Here is a 21,970-nt window from a genome sequence, read left to right as displayed (position 1 = left end):
AATCGTGTGGTCGGGATTGCACTGGGGGCCGGTCAGAGGGCTATCTCGTCGACGTATGCGTCGGGCTTGTCCACCGCGGCCTCGACGAACGAGGCGAGCTGGCGGGCCATGAGCGCGGCGCGCTCGGCCGAGATACGGCCCCGGGCGTACACGAGACGTGCCTCGTAGCCCTCGGTGAGCGGGAAGACCTCGAACTTGAGGTCGTAGTGCGTGTGCCGGGGCGGGAACTGGTGGACGCGCACGGTGACGCCGCCGGCCTGCCGTTGCCACGCCGGCATGTTCTGGAAGACGAACAGGTTCTGGAACAGGGGCAGCCGGTCGGCGCCGCGGGCCGCTCCGACCTCGGCGACGATGCGCTCGATGGGCACCACCGAGTGCCGCTGACCCGCCACGACGGAGGTGTGGGCGCGGTCCAGCACCTGGGCGAATGTCGCGTCCTCGTCGATCTCCAGACGCTGCGGGACGGTCGTGACGAAGTAGCCGGCCAACTCGGCGACCCAGGGCGGCGTCCGGTTCGCCATGGGAGTGCCGACGACCACCGTCTCCTGGCCGGAGAGCCGGGCCAGCCATGCCGTGTAGCCGGCGAGCAGGGCCATGAACTCGGTGATGCCGTGCTCGCGGCACAGGCTCTTCAGCCGGGCCGGGAAGTCCGGCGACCAGCGCAGCGCGACGCTGTCGGCGGGCACGCTGAGGGAGGGGCCGCGCGGCTCGTCCACCGGCAGGTCGAGTCCGTCCGGCGCGTTCGCCAGCACGGTGCGCCAGTGCCGCAGCGACTCCTCGACGGCCGTCCGGTGCTCCCGGCGGGCCTCGTGCGTACGCTGCCAGGCCGCGTGGTCGACGATCTCCAGCCGTGCGTCCTCGAACCCTCGGTCCGGCTCGGTCAGCAGCCGGCTCAGCTCATCGGTCAGCAGCGACCAGGTCCAGCCGTCCGCGATGATCTGGTGGGTGACCATCACGAGCAGGTGGTCGGCCGGGCCGAAACTCACCCCGTGGGCCCGCAGCGGTGGTCCGGCCGCGAGGTCGAACGGCTCGTACGCCGTCTGCGTCACCCATCGGCGCACGGCCGCGTGATCCGCGGACGCGCCCGACCCGTCCGTCCACTCCAGCGGCGGGAGCTGCGCGCCGACGACGGCCCGCGGCTCACCGTCCACGGAGCGGAACGTCGTCCGCAGCACCTCGTGCCGCCGCACCAGAGCGGCGAACGCCTTCGACACCCGCTCGGCGCTCACTCCGGTGATGCGGAACGCGGTGGGGGCGCTCATCGCGGTGCTCTCGGGCTCCAGTTCCTGCAGGAACCACAGGCGTTCCTGGTAGCGGTTGAGGGGCAGCTCACCATCGCGCGGTACCCGCGACGGCATCGTCGTGTCCGTGTCCGTGGCGGCGAGCAGGGCGCGCAGCCGGTCGAGGGTGGGTTCCGTGAAGAAGTCGGCCAGGGCGACCGTGCGGCCGAACTCCTCGGCTGTGTCGGCGAGCAGCCGCACCGCGTGCAGCGACGTGCCGCCCGCGTGCAGGAAGTGCGGCTCGGTGGTGCCGAGCACGCCGGCCCACAGGCGTTCCAGTGGGTCGGCGCCGGCGGCGGTCTGTCCGCTCCGGTCTGACTGCTCCGCCAGGATCGCGTGCAGTGCCGCCACGTCGGCCTTGCCGTGCGCGGTCTTCGGCATCGAGTCCATGGGTGTGAGGCCGGCCGGGATCGAGCCGGCCGGCAGGATGCGCAGCAGTTCGTCACGCCATCCGGACCACGGCACGCCGGGGACCAGGACGGCGAAGGCGTGCAGGCGTGCGACACCGGCTGCGTCGACACGCGTCACCACGACGCACTCCTCGACACAGGGCAGCGACTGCAGGGCGGCCTCCACCTCGCCCAGTTCGATGCGGACGCCGCCGATCTTCACCTGTCGGTCGTTGCGGCCGTGGTAGTCGTACGCCCCGTCCGGACGGCGACTGGCCAGGTCGCCTGTGCGGTACATGCGGCGGGTCGGGTCGGCCGGGTGGGGCACGAAGCGCTCGGCCGTGACCTCGGGCAGGCTGAGGTAGCCACGGGCCAGCCCCACGCCGGCGATGCACAGCTCACCGACCTCGCCCTCCGGTACCTGGGTGCCGTCCTCGCCGACGACGAGCAGTTCGATGCCGCTGATGGGGTGGCCGATGGGGACCGGTGCGGTGGGCGAGGCGTCCGCGGCGCACTGCCAGTGGGTGACGTCGACGGCGGCCTCGGTGGGGCCGTAGAGGTTGTGGAGTTCGGCGTGGGGCAGCCGCTCGAAGAACCGCCGGGCGAGGGACGGGCCGAGCGCCTCGCCGCTCACCATGACCGAGCGCAGCCGCGGGCAGTCCCCGGGCCGCACCTGGCGCAGGAACTCCGTGAGCATGCTCGGCACGAAGTGCGTGACGGTGACCTGGCGCTCCGTCAGGAACCGTGCCAGGTAGCCGGGGTCCCGGTGCCCGTCGGGAGCGGCGAAGGCCAGTTCCGCTCCGGTCATCAGGGGCCACATGAACTCCCACACCGAGACGTCGAAGGTGTACGGCGTCTTCTGGGCGACCACGTCCCCGGGCCCGATACGGAAACGATCCTGCATCCACCGCAGGCGGTTGACGATGGCGGCGTGCTCGATCATCACGCCCTTGGGGCGGCCCGTGGAGCCGGACGTGTAGATGACGTAGGCCAGGTGGTGCGGCTCGGCCGGGTCGATCGGCGGCCCCTGGCCGGGGGCGCGGTGTCCGCGGGGGGTCAGCCGCGGCACGCCGCCGTCGGCGAGGGACCACAGCCGGGACGACTCCTCGGCCACGACGGCCGCGGGCGCGGCGTCCCGCAGCAGACCGAGGATCCGCCGGTCCGGGTCGGTGGTGGACAGCGGCAGCCACGCCCCGCCCGCCCGCACGACCCCGACGATCGCCACGGCCAGGTCGACGGAGCGCTCCAGCTGGAGCGCCACGATCCGATCGGGCCCCACCCCTGCCGCCACGAGCGCCTCGGCCAGGGCGGCCGAGCGGGCGTCGAGTTCGCGGTACGTCAGGACCTGCCGGTCGTCGCAGACCGCTCGCGCGTCGGGTGTCCGGCGGAACTGCTCGACCAACGCCGCACCCAACGACTCCGGACCGGTACGACACACGGCTTTGCCCCCCTCGTGAATACCCTGCCGGCGGGCCGAACAAGATCGCCCCAGCGATGCACGAGACGGGACTGTGGCACATCGAACGCCTTTTAGGAAGATCCTCATTTGGTCAAGGAATCTTTTCTTGCGTTGATCAACTGGTGATGTAATCTGCCTCAGTCCCGGCCGCGGCAACCTGCCTCGCCAGGAAGAAAGTTGAAGTGTTGACGTAAAGCCGTACCGACTCTGGAAAGGGTGTTGACGGTGTGTGGACTCGCGGGCTTCGTCGGGCCACGACACGATCCCCGGGCGGCGCGAGAAACACTGCACGCCATGAGCGCGGCCATCCAGCACCGGGGACCGGATTCCACCGGATTCCACGTCGACGAGACGGTGGCGTTCGCGTTCACCCGGCTGGCGATCAACGACCTCGGGGCCGGCGACCAGCCGATGTACGACGAGAGCCGGCAGATCGTCGCCATGACGACCGGCGAGATCTACAACTACCGCGAACTGCGTGACCTGCTCGTCAGCCGGGGCCACACCCTGCGCACGCGCTGCGACACCGAGGTGATCCCGCACCTCTACGAGGAGTTCGGCCGCGACTTCGTCAGCCGACTCGACGGGCAGTTCGCGGTGGTGCTCTACGATCACCGCGAGCAGCTCTTCATCGGCGCCCGCGACCACTTCGGCGTCACGCCGTTGTTCTACGCCCACCAGGGCGGTGAGCTGGTCTTCGGCTCCGAGATCAAGGCCATGCTGGAGCACCCCGCGGTGCCGCGCCGCGTCGACCTCGTCGGCCTGGACCAGGTGTTCACCCTGCCCGGTCTGGTGAGCCCGCGGACGATGTTCGAGGGTGTCCACAGCGTGCCGCCCGGCACCGCCGTCGAGTTCCGCCCCGGTGACCGGCCCAAGGTCTGGACGTACTGGGACCTCGCATACCCGCGCACCGACGCGGACGTCGAACGCCACGACGAGTCCTACTACGTCCGTCAGGTCGAGGACCTGCTGGTCCGTTCCGTCGAGAAGCGTCTGCAGTCCGACGTGGAGGTCGGCCTGTACCTGAGCGGTGGCCTGGACTCCTCCCTGGTCGGCGCGATCATGCGGCATCTGATGCCGGACGCCGATATCCAGTCGTTCGCGGCGGCGTTCCCCGAGCGGGAGCTCTCCGAGAGCGACTACCAGCGGCTGATGAGCGGCGTCCTCGACACCCGCCACACCGAGCGCTTCGTGCACGGCGAGGAGATAGCCTCCCGGCTGCGCACGGTCGTACGGCACACCGAGTGCCCGCTGAAGGAGTCGTTCAACTCGGCCGCCCACGCGCTGTCCGAAGCCGTGCACCGCGCCGGGGTCAAGGTGGTGCTCACCGGGCAGGGCGCGGACGAACTGTTCGGCGGCTACATCGGCTACCGCTTCGACCAGGTCCGGCGCACCCAGGCCGCGGGCGGCGTCACCGACCTGCGGGAAGCCAGAATGCGCGAAAGCCTGTGGGGTGACGAGAATTTCTTCTACGAACGCAACGACGCCGGATTCGGGGCCACGAAGGCCCGGCTCTACTCGGCGCCGGTGCGTGAACGGCAGGCCGAGATCGACTGCCTCGGCCACCCGCTGGTCGATCGCGAGCGCCTGACCGGCCTGCACGATCTGCACCGCCGTTCCTACCTCGACCTCAAACTCCGGCTGGCGGACCATCTGCTCGGCGACCACGGCGACCGCATGGTGTTCGCCAACTCGGTGGAGTCCCGCCATCCGTTCCTCGACCGGGAACTCGTCGAGTTCCTCGCGACCGTGCCGCCCGAGCTGAAGCTGAAGGGCCTTGAGGAGAAATACCTCCTCAAGCAGGTCGCTCGGGAATGGATTCCACGCCGGATCGTGGACCGCGAGAAGTTCGGCTTCACCGCGCCGGGCAGCCCGCACCTGATCCGGCAGGACGACCCCGCCATCGAGGCCCTGCTGTCCCGCGAACGCATCGAAGCGGACGGCTACTTCGATCCGGACCGCGTGGAGCGGCTCGTCCGTGAGTACGCCACGCCCGGGTTCCGCATCAACGTTCCGTTCGAGACCGACCTGTTGATGACCGTACTCACCTTCAACCTGCTCCTCGACCTCTACGACCTGCCCGCATACTCCGCCTGACGGCAACTCAGGCGGGCGCCGGGCAGGCCTGCCCGGACCCACATCGCCAGGGGGACAACGGATGCCGCCGACCGATCCGACTCTCAGCATCACCGAGCGACTCAGCCGCTCCCTGTCCGGGCCGGAGGGAACCCTCGCCCTGGCCCGGATGCAGGTGCTGGGCCGGCCCGTCGAGCGCTCGACGGAGCTGACCGTGCCCACCCCGTCGGGAACCGGGGTGGGCGTGTGGCGCCTGACGGACGGGCAGTTGCGCCGGGACACCGGGCGCCGGGACGAATGGCGCTACTGGGCCGACCTGCCGGAGATACCCTTGCGCCCCGGTCACCGCCGTGTCGCAGTGCTCGGGGAGTCCGCGACCCGCGGCTACTTCTTCGACCCGGCGTACTCGCTGGCCGGCCTCGTCGACACCGCCTTCGACGGCACCGGCGTGGACGTCCTCGACCTCGCCCGCACCAACTGCTCCCTGGCGGACCTCCTCCAGACGGCCGCCGATGCCCTCGCCCTGGGCGCCGACGCACTCGTGGTGCACGCCGGGAACAACTGGAACAACGTCGACCCGACGCCCGGGGAGCGCCACGAACTGGCCCTGCTGCTCGAAGAGGGCGGCTTCCCGGCGGCCGCGGCGTCCTTCCGGGACCTCGTCACCGAGGTCGCCGCGAGCGCGCTGGACGTGCTGCGCGAACTGGCGGGCGAGGTCCCCGTCGTCCTGGTCGTCCCGGAGTTCAACCTGGCCGACTGGACGGACGAGCCGATCCTCGACTGCCCCGCCCTGCCCGCCGGACGGATGCGGCGCTGGCTGAGCGCCCGGGACGAGGCCGAGCGCGCCCTGCGGGACGGCGACCTCGCCGGCGCCCGCACACTCGTCGCCGAGATGACCGCCCTCGACGGCGGCTCCAGCCCCGTCTCCCACCGCCTGGCGGCACGCTGCGCGGCCTCGCCCGACGAGGAACTCACCGCGCTCCGGGCGGCCAAGGACGCGGTGGTCAGCCCCTTCGCCATCCACTCCCCGCGCACCCTGGCCTCCGTGCAGGAGGTGATGCGCCGCAAGGCCGGCGAGGCCGGGTTCCACCTGGTCGACCAGGCGGCCCTGTTCCAGGAGGGCGACGCCGGCGCACCCGGCCGCCGCTACTTCCTCGACTACTGCCATCTCAGCTTCGACGGCCTGCGCACCACGGCCCTGGCCGTGGCGGAAACCCTGGGTACGGCTCTGGAGCTGCCCGAGCGGCCGGGCACCGGCGGCGTACCGGTTAGGGCCGCCGCCGACCGGCTCGCCCTGGCCCATTTCCTCGCCGCCGTGCACAACGCCCACTACGGCCAGCCCGAGGACGTACTGCGCCACCACCTGACCCGGGCGCTCGACGCCGACGCCTCGGTCGCCGACCGCTTCGAGGACTACCTCGACTACCAGACGCGGATCGCCCCGAACTGGATGTGCTCCTCCTACGAGCGCTCCACCCAGGACCCGGCGTTCCGGCGCTACATGGTGGTCGGCGACGGCCGGCTCAACGGCAAGCTGGCGGACCACGGTCTGCGCGAGGTCATGCTCGACGTCCTCGAAAGCAGGGGCGTCGCGGCGCGCCGGCGCTATGAGGACCTGCTCGTCGCCGAACACTCCGGCAGCACCGACCTGCTGGCCGACGCGCACCTCGCCACCACGTTCAACGAGCGCCGTGAAGCCGGCGTCGGCCCGCGGGTGGCATACCTGCGGGCGAACTCCCCCCGAACCCGCTCCACCCTGGTCGTCGACGAACCGGCCCCGCTCGTCCTCGAAGTGACCTGGCGGCTGCCGTCCGAAGTACCGGTCCCGTCCGTGTCGGTCGCCGTGAACGGCCACCCGGTGGGCACGGCCGAGGTGGGCACGGCGTGGACGACCCGGGAGTTCACCGTGCCCCCGGACGTCCTGCGCCGCGGACGCAACACCGTCGAGATCCGCTGGCCGGAGGGGGGCGACGGCACCGACGCGCTCGTCGCCGGAGCCCCGGCCCGCCTGGAGTGCGGCGAGAACGTCACCAGTCACCCGGTCCACGGCCACATCCACGGCTGGTCCGCGACCCGCGTCGTGCCCGCCGCGGTCTGACCGCCCCCGCCGAAAGACAGGAGAGTCCCCTTGCGCTTCAGCGTCATGTTCTTCGCCTCCGGCGAGGCGGCCCCGCAGGAGACCTGCCGGACGGTGCTGGAGACCAGCCGTCTGGCCGACGCACACGGCCTGGACGCGGTGTGGACACCCGAGCGGCACTTCGACCAGTTCGGCAGCGTGTTCCCCAACCCGGCGCTCACCAGCGCCGCGCTGGCCACCGCGACCGAGCGCATCCAGCTGCGGGCCGGCAGCCTCATCTCGCCACTGCACCACACGGTGCGCATCGCCGAGGACTGGTCCGTCGTCGACAACTGGTCGTCCGGCCGTGCGGCGGTCTCCTTCGGCTCCGGCTGGAACGCCAACGACTTCGTGCTGGCCCCCGACGCCTACGAGTCGCGGCACCAGGTGATGCTGGAGCAGATCGACACGGTGCGCGCCCTGTGGCGGGGGGAGGACGTCGAGCTCCCCAACGGCACCGGGCAGCCCTTCGCGGCACGCCTGCACCCCCGGCCCGTCCAGCCGGAGCTGCCGATCTGGATCACCTCGTCGGGGAACCCGCGGACCTTCCAGGACGCCGGGGCCCGCGGCCTCAACGTGCTAACCCACCTGATCGGGCAGAACCTGGACCAGCTCGCCGAGAAGGTGGCCCTCTACCGCAAGGCCCGCGCGGACGCCGGCTTCGACCCGGCCACCGGCACGGTCTCCCTGATGCTGCACACCCACCTGGACGTCGACCCGGAGGCCGCCGAGGCCCGCAGCCGCGCCCCGTTCCGCGACTATCTGCGCTCCGCGGTGAAGCTGGAACTCCGGGCCGCCCAGGGCGGCGGCACCATCAGCGGCGGGCATGTCCTGCCCGACGACGAGATCCCCGAGGACCTCCTCGACGAGTTGCTGGACGCCACCTACGAGCGCTATCTGGAGGGTGGTTCCCTGATCGGCTCCCCGGACACCTGCCGGGGCATGGCCGACCGGGTGGCGGCGGCGGGTGTCGACGACATCGCCTGTCTTGTCGACTTCGGCGTACCCAGCGAGCGGATCCCCGCGGTGGTCCCGCTGATCGCCGCGCTCGCCGGCGACCGCGGCCCCGGACGTGAGGTCGTCGAGAGTGAGCACTGACCTCGCCCGGTGGGCGCGTCTGCGCGACGTGCTGATGCTGCAACGGCTTGAGACCAGACTGCTGCTGGCGAGTGTGACCGCCGACTCCTTCGGCACCGGCATCTTCACGGCGACTTCGGTCCTGTTCTTCACCACCGTCCGCGGGTTCAGCGTCTCCGCCGTCGGGCTGGCGATCTCCCTGGGCAGCCTCTGCGCGTTCTTCCTCGGGCCCCGCATCGGCGCCCTCGCGGACCGGGTCGGGCCGCAGAAGGGCCTCATCGTGCTGTTCGGCGTGCGGGCCGTGGGCTACGGCCTGTACCTGCTCGCCGAGCAGTACTGGCTGTTCGTGGTGCTCGCCTGCGTCGTGACCACGGCCGACCGGGCCAGTCCCGCCATCAACCAGGCCCTGATGGGCCGGCTGTTCGAGGCCAAGGACCGGGCGACGATCCTGGGCACCGTGTTCTCGGCACGCAACGGGGCGATCGTGCTCGGGTCGCTGGCCGCCACCCTGCCCGTCGTCACCGGCTCCAGCGCCCTGTACCTGGTGGGGATCGGGATCAACGCCGCGTCCTTCATCGTCGCCGCGCTCCTCGTGGCCCGGCTGCACGTCCCGAAGGCGGAACCCGCGCCGACCGGACGGGACAAGGAACGCCGCGGCGGGGCCTCCCCCTTGCGCGACCGCCGGTACCTGGCCATCACGATCGTCAATGGCGTGGCCCAGACGCACAACACGATCCTGTCGCTGGTGCTGCCCCTGTGGATCGTCCACGCCACCAGCTCTCCCAACTGGAGCCTCACCGCGCTGCTCGCCCTCAACGGCGCGCTGGCCATGGCGGCCCAGGTACCGGTGAACCGGATGTTCGCCGACTTCTCCGCCGCCCTGCGCGCGTCGGCGCTCGGCGGTGTCGCCGTCTGCGCCGCGTGTCTCGCCTACGCCGGGGCCGGGGCGGTGGGCGACGCCTGGGTGGCGCTCGCGGTCCTCGTGGTCGCCATGCTCGCCCACACGGCCGGCGAGAGCCTGTTCATCGCGAGTACACCGCTGTCCTTCGAGCTCGCCCCGAAGGAGTCGCTCGGACGGTACCTGTCCTTCTACAACCTGGGCCGGGTGGGCCAGGACCTCGTCGGGCCGCTGCTGATCGTGGGACCGCTCGTCGACCGGGGCACCCCCGTGTGGCTGCTGGTCGGCGTGGTCGTGCTGCTCGGCGGCCTGGTGCCCTGGGCCCTCCTCAAGGACGACGCGCTCGCCGTGAACGGGCGGTCGGCGCGGTGAGCGCGGTCACCTCCGGATACCGGACCGCGACGCCGGCACCCGATCCGGCGGCCTCCGGCATCGTCGGCGTGCTCGGCGGCATGGGGCCGGCCGCCACGGCGGACTTCTTCGCCAAGCTGGTACGGGAGACACCCGCCGCCAGTGACCAGGAACATCTGCGGACGCTGGTGTGGTCCGACGCCACGGTGCCGGACCGCACCGACGCCATCCTGTCGGCTGGGCCCAGCCCGCTCCCCCGCCTGCTCGAAGGGGTGCGCCTGCTCCAGTCGGCGGGGGCCGCGATCATCGCCATGCCCTGCAGCACCGCGCACGCCTTCCTCCCGGAACTGCGGCAAGCCTCGGCGGTCCCCATCCTCAGCATGATCGACGCCAGTGTGCTCCGGCTGCGCGCGGCCGCGCCGTCGGTCTCCCGGGTGGGGCTCCTCGCCACCACCGGCACGCTGGTGACGGGCCTGTACCAGGAGGGTCTGCGCGAGCAGGGCATCGACGCCGTCGTCCCCCCGCCGCTGCTGCAGCAGCGGTCCGTGATGCGGGCCGTACGGCTGATCAAGGCCGGCAAGCTGGAGGTCGCCGCGCAGGCACTGGCCCCAGCGGTCAGAAGCGTCGCCGGGGCCGGAGCGGGCATGATCGTCGCAGCATGCACCGAACTCCCCCTGGTGCTCGGTCACCAGGCCGAGAACCTCCCCGTCTTCGACACGACCACAGCACTGGCCCAGGACGCCGTGGCCCTCGCCCGGCGTCTGTCGCGCCCCGATCACCCGAAGGAACGACCATGAACACGCGTGTCTGTCTCGTCTCGCCCAAACCACCGATGCTCCAGCGGGCCAGGCGGCTGAAGCTGGACGTGGTCTGCGTGTACACCCCCGAGGAGTTCCGCAAGCTCCCCGTCGACGCCGTGCAGGACGAGACCTGCCTGGTGCTCCGGCACCAGGCAGATCCGCGGGAACTGGTCGACTGCGTCCGCGCGTTGCACGACCGTAGGCCGTTCGCGGCCGTGCTGACCGTTCAGGAGGAGGGCGTCATCACCGCCGCCCTGCTCAACGACGCGCTCGGCCTGGACGGTGTCTCCTCCGAGACCGTGGCGCTGCTGACCGACAAGTGGCGCATGCGCCGGCACACCGCGGAGCGCGGCGTCAGCACCGTGCGGGCGGCCGTCGCGTCGAGCCTTGAGGACATCAGGGAGTTCGGCGCGGCCCATGGCTACCCGTTGATCGCCAAACCACTGGGCGGCTCCGCGAGCATCGGCATCCACCGGATCGACAGCGCCGAGGCGGCCGAGTCCGCGTACGCCGCGCTGAGCGGACTCGACCTGAAGCAGTTCCTGCTGGAGGAGTACCTCGAAGGCCCGGAGATCAGCGTGGACGCTCTCTCCTTCGACGGCCGTCACGTGCCGATCGCCATCGCGGACAAGATCACCGGAACGGGATTCGTCGAGTTCGGACACGCCATTCCCGCCCAGCTGGACCCCTCCCTGGAGGAGGAGGTGTGCCGCACGGTGTCCGACTTCCTGGACGCGGTCGGTCTGCGCAACGGTCTGTCGCACACCGAGCTGAAGCTCACGCCCGCCGGGCCCCGCGTGGTCGAGAGCCACAACCGGCGCGGCGGCGACCGGATCAACACCATGACGCACGCCGTCCACGGCATAGACCTGGAGGAGGCCGGCCTCGCCTGGGCCACCGGTCTGCTCCAGCCGCTCACCGAGCGTCCCGCGGCGAACGGCGGTGCGGCCGTCGTCTTCTTCGAGGCCGAGCCCGGCCGCCTGGTCGCCATCGAGGGCGCCGACGAGGCGCGCGCCCACGCCGGTGTCGTCGAATTCCACCTCAACTTCGAGGTGGGCCAGCTCATCCCCCGGGTCCGCTGGTCGCTGGACCGGGCCGGGTATGTGGTGGTGACGGCCGAGACGGCCCAGGCCGCGCGGGAGCTGGCCCGGTCGCTGGCCTCCCGGGTGCGGTTCGTGACCGAGCCCGATCCGGCGGCCGGGGAGGACGGCGCCCAAGGGCTTCGCCGCTACCGCGACCTCGTGGCAGAGCTCAATCAGGTCCCCCACGTCGGTGCCCTGACGTAGGGAGACGACTGTTTCGAGGCGGGCTCCCTCGTACGGGGAGTCGTGAACCGGCCGCCGCAGCATCAGAGGTTCCGGCTCCCCACCCACCCCCGTAATCAACTTTGTTTGTTGCATTGACATTTCACTCAGCAGTCGTACTGTTGGGAGCGCTCCCATGACAGCCCTTCAACTGGAAGGAGTCCCCCCACATGCGCAAAGAGAGTCCATTAACCGGGCGTTCGCGGTCGTTCCTCCGCCGGCCTCTTCAGGCGCTCGTCATGGTGTTCGCCGTGGTGGTCGGCGCGTTGGCCTGGTCGACCCCCGCCCAGGCGCACGGCACCATCGTCAACCCCGCCACCCGGGCGTACCAGTGCTGGAAGACGTGGGGCAGCAACCACACGAGCCCGGCGATGCAGACCGAAGACCCCATGTGTTACCAGGCGTTCCAGGCCAACCCCGACACCATGTGGAACTGGATGAGCGCCCTGCGCGACGGCCTCGGCGGCCAGTTCCAGGCCCGGACGCCCGACGGGACGCTCTGCAGCAACAACCTCTCCAGGAACGCCAGCCTGGACAAGCCCGGACCGTGGAAGACGACCAACGTCAGCAACAACTTCACGGTCCAGCTGCACGACCAGGCATCCCACGGTGCCGACTACTTCCGGGTCTACGTGAGCAAGCAGGGCTTCAACCCCAAGACCCAGACCCTGGGCTGGGGCAACCTCGACTTCATCACGCAGACCGGCCGCTTCGCCCCGGCACAGGACATCAGGTTCAACGTCAACACCTCCGGCTACACCGGACACCACATCCTGTTCGTGATCTGGCAGGCCTCGCACCTCGACCAGGCCTACATGTGGTGCAGCGACGTCAACTTCGGGTGAGCCGGAGAGTGCCGCACACGGCACCGGCCCCGGCCGGGCGTCGGTGATCCGCCGCCCGGCCGACCGAACTCCGTCGGGGCAGGGGACCCATGGGGACACCCTGCCCCGACAGGGCTCCCCGCTCCCCTGGTGTGAGCACAGCCGATCCGGAGGCTGTGCTCTTCTTCAGCGCCGGGCTCTGAAGACATCCCCACCCTGTGAGAGCCGCCGGTGTTCTACCAGGTGACCGGCAGGCTGAGTGGTCCTCGGATGAGTACGTCCTTCTGCCAGACCACGTCGTGGGGATCAGTGGCCAGTCGCAGGCCGGGAAGCCGTGTGATGAGGGTGGTGAGCAGCACTTCGGCTTCCAGCCGCGCCAGCAGTGGCGCCAGGCAGTGGTGAGGCCCGTACCCGAAGGCCAGGTTGGGTGGGCCGTCGCGGTCGACGTCGATCAGGTGCGGGTCGGGATAGACCCGCTCGTCCCAGTTCGCTGCCACATAGGAGACGTAGACGGCCTCCCCTTCGCGCACCAGGACGCCTCCCACCTCGACGTCCTCGGTGGCGATCCGTGCTTGTCCCACCCCGTGCTTGTGCGGGATCCAGCGCAGCAGTTCCTCCACGGCCGCCGGGACGGCGTGCGGGTCGTCCAGCAGCCGGCTCCTCAGGCTCTCGTCGGTCAGGAGGAGGTAGACCATGTTGGAGGTGTGGTTGCGTACGGCGTGCCAGCCGTTGAAGGCCATCAGCGTGACCAGGGCGAGGAGTTCCACTTCCTCGATCTTGCCGCTGCTGACCTCGGCGCCCATCTCGCTGATGAGGTCGTCCTGCGGATTCACCCGGCGCCGGCGGGCCAGGTCGGCGAAGAAGGCGCTGGCGTCTTCCTTGGCCTGCCGGGCCTTGGCGACCTCTGCTTCGTCCTTCGCCCGGGTCAGGACCGCGTTCGCCCAGGTGCACAACTGCGGACGGTCGGCTTCCGGCACCCCCAGCAGAGCCCCGGTGACATGCGAGGGGAAGGGGGAGGTCACGTGCTGCACCAGGTCGGCGGGCGGACCGGCCGCGATCATGGCGTCGATGTGTTCGTCGAGCACGGCCTGGACGCGCGGACGCAGAGCCGCGATAGCGGAACGGTTGAACGCCGAGGAGACCACCGAGCGGACCCGGGTGTGGTCGGGCGGGTCGACGAAACTGACCGCCCGGTCCAGCGGGATGAGGTGTTTGTTCATGGTGGGCAGCGGCCGGCCGACGATGTCCCGGCTGAACCGGGGATCGGAGGTGACGAACCGGACGGATTCGTACCGTGCCGCAAGCCAGCACTCCTGGGGAGCTCCGTGCGGCAGCCGGATACGGACAAGCGGTCCGGCCTGCAGCGCCTCGCGGAGGAAGGGGTCGAAGTCGAGGGCGGTCAGGTCCGAGACCTCGTACAAGGGGGCGGTTTCGTCCGGCATCACACGTTCCCGGTGGGCTGGTCATGGCGCAGCGGCGTGATCTGTTCGATGTCGTAGCGGCGGCGCAGGGCGGCGATGGCCTCGTGATCCACGGGGCCGTCGGCGGAGAGATGCTCCAGGAGTTCCTCGAAGTAGCGCTCGTGGTCGGGGGGCGGGGATGACTGGAAGAACATCCGGGCCGGATCGCCGGTGGGGTTGGCGAAAGCGTGCGGGCAGCCGGGTGGCACCAGAATGACGGTGCCGGGCGTGGCCCGGACCACACGCTCGCCCTTCGGTGACTGCCACCCCCGCCAGTCCTCCGCCGTACGTACGCGCGGCTCGAAGGCGAGGACGTCGAGTTCGCCTTCGAGGACGTAGAACAGTTCCTCGCTGCGCGCGTGGACATGCGCGCCGACGTCGAAGCCGGGGGGCACGAGCACCTCGAAGCTCGACGAGAAACGTGATCGCGCACCGGTCACCTTGAACGTCACGTGCTGGGCGGCGGCACGGAGAGTCCGGCCTTCCCCGGGCGGCACGATCAGGCCGCGTTCGGTGGGTGCTGCCGCCAAGGGGTGAACGGTGGTCATCGGGCCCCCTTCGAAGCGGGGCTGGGGTTACGGCTCCAGCGGCCGAGCGCCATCTCTGCGGTGATGCCGGGGCCGAAGCCGGCCAGCAGGCCGCGCGCCCGGTCGACCGCGCCGCCCTCGTCGAACAGGCGGCGCAGCGCGTCCAGTACGACGGCGCTGGCGATGTTCCCGTACTCGGTGAGCGTGGCCCGGCTGTGCTGGAAGGCGTCCGGCGGGACGTGCAGGAATCTGCTCAGGTCATCGAGGATCCGCGGCCCGCCCGCGTGCACGATGTAGAAGTCGAGATCCGAGGCGTCCCAGCCGTGCCCGTCGGCGAGGCCCCGCAGTACGGGGGCGAGCGGCTCCATGGTGCCCGGTACCCGCTTGTCCAGCAGGAAATGGAAGCCGGTTGCCCGTACGTCGTACGCGATCCAGTCTTCCGTGCCCGGGATGAGATAGGAGCCGTTGCGTTCCAGGCTGATGCCGTGGCCGCCCCTGCCACGGACGACGGCGGCGGCCACACCGTCACCGAACAGGCCGTTCGACAGCAGTGATCCGATACCGATGTCGGTGGGCTGGTAGCACAGCGAGCAGAACTCGCATGCCACGATGAGGGCGTTGGCCCCGGGATGGGCCGAGCAGAAGTCGTGCGCCCGGTTGATGGCGGCTCCGCCCGCCGCGCAGCCCAGCTGAGCGATGGGCAGCTGCCGGGTGTGCGAGGGAAAGCCCATCGTATTGATCAGCCAGGCCGTGAGCGAAGGCATCATGAAGCCGGTGCAGGACACGTAGATGATCATGTCGATGTCCGCGGCTCGCACCTCGCCGTCCTCCAGCGCGCGCTGGACGACCGGAGGCACACGGGACTTCGCCTCCCGCGCATAGAGCCGGTTGCGTTCCTCGAACCCCGGGTGGGTGAGGGTCCGGCTGACCGGCTGCACGAGATGACGAGTCCGCACCCCGGTGTTCTCGATCAGGCGCAGCGCGAGGCCCAGCTGGGGATGGTCCGCGTGCCGCACACGTGCGAGCTCGAGTGTCTCCTCCATGGTGATGACGTACTCCGGGACCGAGACCGCCGGTCGACACAGGACTGCCATGCGATATCCCTGCCCTTACCCGAATGCGATGGGACCGAGTTCCCATACTGGAAGGCGGCAGGGCCCCGTCCGGGCGCATGAGAGGCAAACCCCTCCTATCGGCGAAACGGCAGCACGTCCGCCGAGCCGGTACACACGGGAACGGCCTCCGGGGTGCGCGGGGCGCTCGTCTCCGCGATGGGCGAGCCGAGATCGTCACAGGCTTCACGCCGGCCGTTCTTTCCCCGCCTTCGCCACCGCTGTCCACCGCACTGTGCGCACCGCCCCCCCGCGCGCCCTCACCCGCAACCGCGGGGTCTCGACCCTGGGCCCGCACGGCTGCTGGACCGGCCCGCGGAGGACTTCGCACGCGCCTGCGCGTACGGGGTCAGGTGCGCGCCAGTTCGGCGGCGCCGAACGACACGTCGAAGCGGTCGCACCAGATGCTCACGCTGGTGTACCGGGACGGGTCGACGTCGGCCGGCACGGCGTAGTTCTGACTCCCCTTGTTGCCCTTGAGCTTGCCGAGGCTGACATACGCGCCGTCGTCGAAGACGTGCCACCCGGCCCGCCCCTCCTTCACCGGCGCGTCGGTCAGCCACACCCGCAGATCCGGGCCGTTGCTGGTGTCGAGGTCCTCCAGCCGAACGACATGGGAGCCGTCGGCGAGCCGTACGAGCTTCACCCTGCCCGAGGTGGCGTGCTCGTGGCTGATCAAGGCGCCGCCCGCCAGCGTCCTGGGCCGGGGAGCCGGATCAGCCGACGCGGAGGGCGCTCCGGCCGGAGGTGACGTCGGTGCGACCGCGCTGGGCAGAGCCTCCTGCACGGTTTCGTCCTGCCAGAGCTTCCATGGCTGGAACCAGTACAGCCCGAGACCGGCGCCCATGACCGCTGTCGTCAACGCGCCGATGACCAGCGGCCTGCCCAGCACCGTCCGTATACGTGCCATGCCCTGCCTCATTTCCTGAGAGCTTCTGTAACTCCCCATCTAACGAGCCAGGAAGGCGTCATGACCACCACGAGAGATGACGGAACTCTTACGCCGCTGCCGTGACCCACGTGGATGCCGGCACGGTCGGCCTCGGAAACATGCAGCGCGTCAACCGGGCGCGGGACCGCGCTCCGGCTGGCGCCGACGAGCCTGGCCGCCTCCGTGTAACTCACGCCCTGCTGCACGAGCCGGAAGTGTTCCTCCCGCTCACGGGTCAGCTTCCTGCGGCCCTGGGCCACCGTCCGTGTCCTGCGGATCCCGAACATCGCACCCCTTGAGCTGGGGTGTTGCGACGACCGCCAGAACTCAAGGGCCCGCAGCGGAGGCCTCGATGACCGAGTCGGGTCCGAAATCGATCGAGGCCCACGCAGCAGCACTGTCTCCGCTTCCACCGGGGAACGAGTGTGATCATGACGAAGCTCGCCAGACAGCCGGCCCGCCCCGATACGGCCGCGGTCATTCCGTGTCCCGCGTCGCCCACCGCCTCGGGCACCCACTCCACCACCCCCGCTCACCACGGAGTCGCCGCGTCATGACCGCGCTCACCACGCTGCTGTCCCCCGCCGCCGTGCGACTCGGCGTCCACTCCCCCGACTGGCGCGCGGCGATCCGCGCCGCAGGGCAGGCCCTGGTCGACGACGGCGTCAGCACCGCCGACTACACCACCCAGATGATCACCAACGTGGAGGAGAACGGCCCCTACATCGTCATCGCTCCCGGCGTGGCCTTCGCGCACGCCCGGCCGTCCCCGGCCGTGCTCAGAACCGGCATGGCATGGATACGTCTGCACGAGCCGGTCCGCTTCGGCCATGACACCAACGATCCCGTCTCACTGGTCGTGGCGCTGGCCGCCACCGACCCATCAGCTCACACCGAGGCGATGGCAGCCCTTGCCCGTTCCCTGTCGGACCCCGCCACGACCACCGCTCTGGATCAGGCCCGCAGCGCCTCGGAAGTTCTCGCCCTCCTGGACGCCGAAGCGGCACCGGCAGTCCGAACCACGCCGGCCGCCGAGGCGGCGTCCCACCACAAGATCCTCACCGTGTGCGGCAACGGCGTGGGCACGAGCCTGTTCCTGAAGAACACCCTCGAGCAGGTCCTCGACCGCTGGGGCTGGTCCCGGTACGTCAGCGTGGAGGCCACCGACACCATCTCCGCCAAGGGCAAGGCCTCCGAGGCGGTCGCCATCCTCACCTCCCGCGAGATCGCCCGCACGCTCGGCGATGTCGGGGTGCCCGTGAAGATCGTGCAGGACTTCACCAGCACCGCCGAGGTCGACACCGTCCTGCGCGACACCTACAGCGTCTGACCGCGAAAGGAGGCCCTCTCATGGACTGGCTCATCGCCCCCGCCACGTTCCTCGTCAACGAGATCCTCAGCCAACCCGCCTACCTCATCGGCCTCATCACCGCCGTCGGCCTGATCGCCCTGAAGAAGAGCGCCGGGCAGATCGCCGGCGGGGCCATCAAAGCCACCCTCGGACTCCTCCTCGTCGGCGCCGGAGCCGGGCTGGTCACCGCCGCCCTCGACCCCCTGGGCAAGATGATCCAGGGCAGCACCGGAACGCACGGAGTCATTCCCACCAACGAGGCCATCGCGGGCATCGCACAGGACGAGTTCGGAGCCCGCGTCGCCTGGCTGATGATCACCGGGTTCCTCGTCAGCCTCCTGCTGGCCCGCTTCACGCCCCTGCGCTACGTCTTCCTCACGGGCCACCACATGCTGTTCATGGCCACCATGCTCACCATCGTCATGGCCACCGCCGGGCAGCCCTCCCTCGCGGTGGTCCTCGGCGGAGGCGTACTGCTGGGCATCCTTCTGGTCTCCCTGCCCGCGCTCGCCCACCCGTGGACCAAGAAGGTGACCGGAGACGACAGCGTGGCCATCGGCCACTTCGGCACCGCCGGCTACATCACCGCGGGCGCCACCGGCCAGTTGGTCAACAAGATCGGCAGGCCCAGCCGCAGCACCGAGGACATGCGCCTGCCCGAAGGACTGCGCTTCCTGCGCGACTCCATGGTCGCCACCGCCCTGTCCATGGTGCTCGTCTATTTGGTGATGAGCCTGCTCTTCCTCGCCAAAGCCGGGCGCGCCACCGCCTTCAAGGCCTTCGGCACCACCGCCACGGGACTCGGCGACTACCTCATGCAGTCCCTCATGCAGGGCCTGCAGTTCGGCATCGCCGTCGCCGTCATCCTCTTCGGCGTCCGCACCATCCTCGGCGAACTCGTCCCCGCCTTCCAGGGCATCGCCGAGCGCGTCGTCCCCGGCGCCAAGCCGGCACTCGACGCGCCCATCGTCTTCCCCTACGCCCAGAACGCCGTACTCGTCGGCTTCATCTCCAGCTTCCTCGGCGGCCTCACCGCCCTGGCCGCCCTCATCTGGATCCTCAACCCCGCTTTCGGTCTCGCCCTCGTCCTGCCCGGACTGGTCCCCCACTTCTTCACCGGCGGAGCAGCCGGCGTCTACGGCAACGCCACCGGCGGCCGCCGCGGCGCCGTCGCGGGGGCCTTCCTCAACGGCGTCCTGATCACCTTCCTGCCCGCCCTGCTGTTGCGCGTCCTGGGCGACTTCGGTGACGCCAACACCACCTTCGGCGACGCCGACTTCGGATGGTTCGGAGCCTTGCTCGGCAATGTCGCCGAACTCGACGGCACCGCCGGCCTCCTCGGCATGCTCGCCCTCGGAGTCGTACTCCTGGCCGGCGCATGGCTCATGCAGGTCCGCGTCGTCGACCGGGGCTGGATCCCGGGCGGCACCACCACAGCCGGCACCACCGCGGCCGATCGGCAGACCACCACGGCCGGCACCGGGGAGGGCACCGCCGCCACCGGGTACGCCAAGATAGCCCCGCCCGCGGGCGCACCCACTCCCCCGCCGCCCCCACAGCAGACAGGGCGGGCACGCTGACGCCGACCCGCCGTTCACGAACCGGCCGTCGGGCAGGTGCCGGGGGAACGCGAACACGCAGCCGGCCCTGCAGGGCGTCGCCGCCCTGCAGGGCCGTGGTCACCCCGGCGGGTCGGACCCCGCCGGGCCTGGGCCCGGCGGTCGGCCGAGCGGGCCGCTCACCTCACGGCAGCACCTCCTGCGTGACCACGATGTGCCCCTGGTCGGGGTTGATGATCCCGCCGAGCCGCTGGAAGGCGCCGTCGGTCAGGTCGAGGCACTTGGGCTCCTGCGGGGTCTGCTGGAAGGTGCCGCGATCGTTGATGCGGACGACCAGGGACGCGCCGTTCGCGACGTTCGTGACCCGCACCCGGGTGCCGAACGGCAGCTGCGGGTTGCGGGTCAGCGAAGTCGCCGCGGTGTCCGCGTTGTTGTCGAAGATCTCACCGCTGGCGGTGTAGGCGCCCGCCGGTATGGGGCCGTAGTGCGTGGCCCAGCAGGTGTCGGCCTGCGCAGTGGCGGGGGCGGCGGTGCTGCTGGGTGCCGCGACGAGCACGGTGGGCAGCGCGGCGATGCTGACGGCGAGGCGAGCGAGGGTGAGCGCGCGCATCATCAGGGCCTTTCCGAGGTTCGGGTGGGGGGTGTGTGACAGGGTGCGGCTCAGCCGGCGGACCGGTAGGCGGCACCCACCTGCGTGGCGGTCGTGCCGTCGTACAGGCCGGTGCCGTCGCCGCGGCTGGTGGAGAGCGTGAACCAGGCGTAGCGCTCGACGAACGGCAGGTTCTGGAGCATGGCCGTCGACTGCTGCACGAACGCCGCCTGCTGGGCCTGCGTCGGGTACCTCGCCGTACCGGACGACCAGTCGATCAGCGCGTACTCGGTGAGCCACAGCGGCTTCTTGTGCCGGTCGTAGGTGGCCTGGAGGTAACCACGCAACTGGGCGGTGGCGTTGGTGGCGTCGAAGTCGGCGCCGTACCAGTGCACGGGGATGAAGTCGACACGCAGACCCCGGGCGGCGGCACCTTGGAGGAAGGAGTCCAGCCAGCCGCCGGCGACGTTCGCTCCGGTGGCCACCCCGGGTGCGCCCAGGCGCAGGCCGGTCGACTGAAGCCGCGGCCACAGGTCGAGTGCCTGCGTCACGCTCATGGTCGCCTGCCCCGGGTGGTCGGGCTCGTTGAAGCCGAGCAGTGTGGTGCCCTGCTGCTTGGCCTGGTTCAGTTCGGCGTCGGTCACGGAGTTGGGGCCCCAGATCATGGGGACGAACTCGACGCCGGCCGGTACGGTGATGGCGCCCCGGCTCGAGGACCAGGTGTAGAACCACCCGGCCCGGGAGTCGGCGAGGCACTGGGTGACTCCGTTGAAGTCCCAGGCGCTGACGCCTTTCTTCTTCGTCTCGGCGGCGCCGGTCGTCGCGGCCGTGCCGGTCGTCGCGGCCGTGCCGGTCGCCGGTGCGGCTGTGGCGGTGCGGCCGATGGCCGAGAGGGCGATCGGCGCCGTCATCAGTGCGGTCAGTACGTTCCTTCTGCGCATGCTGTCCGTTGTCCGTCCCTTCAGGCGCCGCGGTGGAAGGTGACGGTGAAGCCGGTGCACCGGCTGCACTGCTGCATCACCTGATTGCCGGGTTCCTGGTCCTGCTTCGACCAGCCGTACGCCTTGGGGCAGTTGGTGGCGATCATGTCGCTGTACGCGGTCTTGGCGTCACGGTTCGGGTTGGTGCAGAGCATCGGGGTGCCGTCGGCCCAGCGCGTCAGGTTCGCGGCCGGGCACTTGGGCAGCAGGTTGTCGGCGCAGCCCATGGTGGCGCAGCCGCCGCCGGTGCCGGTCACACCTGTGGGAGTGATGGTGATCGGGACCGAGAAGGCGTTGACGTAACTGACGTTGTACCAGGGGGCGAGACCGTCCGCGCTGTCGAAGTTGAACTCCGCCAGACTGACCGGCTGTTCGCTCGTGTTCGGCGCGCAGTGATCGTCGTACACGCCGCAGTCGCCGAGTTGGCAGTGGAAGGTGCTGCCGGGGACACCGGTGCACCCCATGCGCGCGAAGAACTTGCCGCGCCAGTGGCCGGGTTCGGACGTCTCCGGGATGGTGATCGTCGCCGACTGACCCGCCTCAAGGATCGGCAGGGAACCGAAGTTCTTCGACCCGTCGGCGTTGACCTGACTGCCGACCCAGATCTTCCGGCCGGTGTTGTTGACGAACGTGACCGTGTGATTGACGGCTGAGGCGGCCGCCGGGACGGTGTCGTCGAGCGTGCCGCCGCTGGTAGCGGTGGCCGCGTTCGGTGTGACGATGAACAAGAGGGTGGCGGCCATGGCCGTCAGGAGTAGCAGAACTCTGCGCACAACTCCTCCGTCGTACGAACGGTGGGGGTGAGGGGTTGAGGTGAAGAGGAGAGAAGGGAAGGGTGAGGAAGGGGCTATGACAGCCCCATATGACAGCGACCCTCCCCCGGCCCT

17 protein-coding genes and 1 pseudogene are annotated in these 21,970 nt (G+C 70.5%); 9 read left to right on the top strand and 9 right to left on the bottom strand.

Features of this window, described 5'->3' with window-relative positions; genetic code table 11:
* Window positions 1–32: 32 nt before the first annotated feature.
* Window positions 33–3,071 carry a non-ribosomal peptide synthetase gene (locus ABTZ58_RS09450; RefSeq protein WP_351352609.1) on the bottom strand — a complete coding sequence of 1,013 codons (3,039 nt, stop codon included), beginning with the start codon at window positions 3,069–3,071 and terminating at the stop codon, window positions 33–35.
* A 273-nt stretch (window positions 3,072–3,344) separates the two neighbouring features.
* Between ABTZ58_RS09450 and asnB the strand changes: the two genes are divergently transcribed.
* The 7 genes from asnB (at window position 3,345) to ABTZ58_RS09415 (ending at window position 12,595) form a co-directional block, all read left to right on the top strand.
* Window positions 3,345–5,225: an asparagine synthase (glutamine-hydrolyzing) gene (asnB, locus tag ABTZ58_RS09445; RefSeq protein ID WP_351352606.1), complete on the top strand. Its 1,881-nt coding sequence runs from the start codon at window positions 3,345–3,347 to the stop codon at window positions 5,223–5,225.
* Between the two features lie 61 nt (window positions 5,226–5,286).
* Complete coding sequence (locus tag ABTZ58_RS09440) at window positions 5,287–7,302, top strand: hypothetical protein (protein WP_351352603.1); 2,016 nt, start codon at window positions 5,287–5,289, stop codon at window positions 7,300–7,302.
* 30 nt (window positions 7,303–7,332) lie between these two features.
* On the top strand, window positions 7,333–8,418 hold the full coding sequence (locus ABTZ58_RS09435; protein WP_351352600.1) for a MupA/Atu3671 family FMN-dependent luciferase-like monooxygenase: 1,086 nt from the start codon (window positions 7,333–7,335) through the stop codon (window positions 8,416–8,418).
* The gene (locus ABTZ58_RS09430; protein ID WP_351352598.1) at window positions 8,408–9,667 is read left to right on the top strand and encodes an MFS transporter; all 1,260 of its coding nucleotides are present in this window, start codon (window positions 8,408–8,410) and stop codon (window positions 9,665–9,667) included. Before ABTZ58_RS09435 ends, ABTZ58_RS09430 begins: the two co-directional genes overlap by 11 nt.
* Window positions 9,664–10,443, top strand: a complete 780-nt coding sequence (gene cuyB, locus ABTZ58_RS09425; RefSeq protein WP_351352595.1) for a cysteate racemase — start codon at window positions 9,664–9,666, stop codon at window positions 10,441–10,443. The genes ABTZ58_RS09430 and cuyB overlap by 4 nt, the downstream gene beginning before the upstream one ends.
* Window positions 10,440–11,732: an ATP-grasp domain-containing protein gene (locus ABTZ58_RS09420; protein ID WP_351352592.1), complete on the top strand. Its 1,293-nt coding sequence runs from the start codon at window positions 10,440–10,442 to the stop codon at window positions 11,730–11,732. Before cuyB ends, ABTZ58_RS09420 begins: the two co-directional genes overlap by 4 nt.
* A gap of 188 nt (window positions 11,733–11,920) precedes the next feature.
* The gene (locus ABTZ58_RS09415; protein ID WP_502996035.1) at window positions 11,921–12,595 is read left to right on the top strand and encodes a lytic polysaccharide monooxygenase auxiliary activity family 9 protein; all 675 of its coding nucleotides are present in this window, start codon (window positions 11,921–11,923) and stop codon (window positions 12,593–12,595) included.
* A 215-nt stretch (window positions 12,596–12,810) separates the two neighbouring features.
* Here ABTZ58_RS09415 and ABTZ58_RS09410 read toward each other — a convergent pair whose 3' ends face one another.
* The 5 genes and pseudogenes from ABTZ58_RS09410 to ABTZ58_RS40140 form a co-directional block, all read right to left on the bottom strand.
* Window positions 12,811–14,016 carry a cytochrome P450 gene (locus ABTZ58_RS09410; protein ID WP_351352586.1) on the bottom strand — a complete coding sequence of 402 codons (1,206 nt, stop codon included), beginning with the start codon at window positions 14,014–14,016 and terminating at the stop codon, window positions 12,811–12,813.
* Complete coding sequence (locus tag ABTZ58_RS09405; RefSeq protein WP_351352583.1) at window positions 14,016–14,582, bottom strand: cupin domain-containing protein; 567 nt, start codon at window positions 14,580–14,582, stop codon at window positions 14,016–14,018. The genes ABTZ58_RS09410 and ABTZ58_RS09405 overlap by 1 nt, the downstream gene beginning before the upstream one ends.
* Entirely contained in the window at window positions 14,579–15,655 is a 1,077-nt protein-coding gene (locus ABTZ58_RS09400) for a type III polyketide synthase (protein WP_351352580.1), read from the bottom strand. Before ABTZ58_RS09400 ends, ABTZ58_RS09405 begins: the two co-directional genes overlap by 4 nt.
* Window positions 15,656–16,022: 367 nt before the next feature.
* A complete protein-coding gene (locus ABTZ58_RS09395; protein ID WP_351352577.1) occupies window positions 16,023–16,583 on the bottom strand; it encodes a DM13 domain-containing protein in 561 nt (186 codons plus the stop codon).
* A gap of 181 nt (window positions 16,584–16,764) precedes the next feature.
* Window positions 16,765–16,891 (bottom strand): annotated as a pseudogene (locus ABTZ58_RS40140) (IS30 family transposase); the annotation flags it as partial.
* A 266-nt stretch (window positions 16,892–17,157) separates the two neighbouring features.
* Here ABTZ58_RS40140 and ABTZ58_RS09390 point away from each other — a divergent pair.
* Window positions 17,158–17,934, top strand: coding sequence for a PTS sugar transporter subunit IIAB (locus ABTZ58_RS09390; RefSeq protein WP_351352574.1), 777 nt, complete (start codon window positions 17,158–17,160; stop codon window positions 17,932–17,934).
* Window positions 17,935–17,954: 20 nt separating this feature from the next.
* Entirely contained in the window at window positions 17,955–19,535 is a 1,581-nt protein-coding gene (gene ulaA, locus ABTZ58_RS09385) for a PTS ascorbate transporter subunit IIC (protein ID WP_351352571.1), read from the top strand.
* A gap of 163 nt (window positions 19,536–19,698) precedes the next feature.
* Here the strand turns inward: ulaA and ABTZ58_RS09380 are convergent, their stop codons facing one another.
* Genes ABTZ58_RS09380 through ABTZ58_RS09370 form a run of 3 tightly spaced genes read right to left on the bottom strand, consistent with a single transcriptional unit; the run spans window position 19,699 to window position 21,826 of the window.
* A complete protein-coding gene (locus ABTZ58_RS09380; RefSeq protein ID WP_351352568.1) occupies window positions 19,699–20,127 on the bottom strand; it encodes a septal ring lytic transglycosylase RlpA family protein in 429 nt (142 codons plus the stop codon).
* Window positions 20,128–20,174: 47 nt separating this feature from the next.
* On the bottom strand, window positions 20,175–21,044 hold the full coding sequence (locus ABTZ58_RS09375) for a glycosyl hydrolase (RefSeq protein ID WP_351352565.1): 870 nt from the start codon (window positions 21,042–21,044) through the stop codon (window positions 20,175–20,177).
* 20 nt (window positions 21,045–21,064) lie between these two features.
* On the bottom strand, window positions 21,065–21,826 hold the full coding sequence (locus tag ABTZ58_RS09370) for a thaumatin family protein (RefSeq protein WP_351352562.1): 762 nt from the start codon (window positions 21,824–21,826) through the stop codon (window positions 21,065–21,067).
* Window positions 21,827–21,970: the final 144 nt, after the last annotated feature.

Origin of the sequence: Streptomyces sp. NPDC094143, assembly GCF_040303825.1 — a bacterium.
Lineage (GTDB): Bacteria > Actinomycetota > Actinomycetes > Streptomycetales > Streptomycetaceae > Streptomyces.
This window is presented reverse-complemented; position numbering and strand designations above follow the sequence as displayed.

Bases quoted from the DNA above. Each gene is read 5' to 3' on its own strand.
- ABTZ58_RS09420 (WP_351352592.1), top strand. From the start codon at position 10,440: ATGAACACGCGTGTCTGTCTCGTCTCGCCCAAACCACCGATGCTCCAG.
- ABTZ58_RS09370 (WP_351352562.1), bottom strand. From the start codon at position 21,826: ATGGCCGCCACCCTCTTGTTCATCGTCACACCGAACGCGGCCACCGCT.
- ABTZ58_RS09440 (WP_351352603.1), top strand. From the start codon at position 5,287: ATGCCGCCGACCGATCCGACTCTCAGCATCACCGAGCGACTCAGCCGC.
- ulaA (WP_351352571.1), top strand. From the start codon at position 17,955: ATGGACTGGCTCATCGCCCCCGCCACGTTCCTCGTCAACGAGATCCTC.
- ABTZ58_RS09380 (WP_351352568.1), bottom strand. From the start codon at position 20,127: ATGATGCGCGCGCTCACCCTCGCTCGCCTCGCCGTCAGCATCGCCGCG.
- ABTZ58_RS09410 (WP_351352586.1), bottom strand. From the start codon at position 14,016: ATGCCGGACGAAACCGCCCCCTTGTACGAGGTCTCGGACCTGACCGCC.
- ABTZ58_RS09395 (WP_351352577.1), bottom strand. From the start codon at position 16,583: ATGGCACGTATACGGACGGTGCTGGGCAGGCCGCTGGTCATCGGCGCG.
- ABTZ58_RS09390 (WP_351352574.1), top strand. From the start codon at position 17,158: ATGACCGCGCTCACCACGCTGCTGTCCCCCGCCGCCGTGCGACTCGGC.
- ABTZ58_RS09400 (WP_351352580.1), bottom strand. From the start codon at position 15,655: ATGGCAGTCCTGTGTCGACCGGCGGTCTCGGTCCCGGAGTACGTCATC.
- ABTZ58_RS09405 (WP_351352583.1), bottom strand. From the start codon at position 14,582: ATGACCACCGTTCACCCCTTGGCGGCAGCACCCACCGAACGCGGCCTG.
- ABTZ58_RS09375 (WP_351352565.1), bottom strand. From the start codon at position 21,044: ATGCGCAGAAGGAACGTACTGACCGCACTGATGACGGCGCCGATCGCC.
- ABTZ58_RS09415 (WP_502996035.1), top strand. From the start codon at position 11,921: ATGCGCAAAGAGAGTCCATTAACCGGGCGTTCGCGGTCGTTCCTCCGC.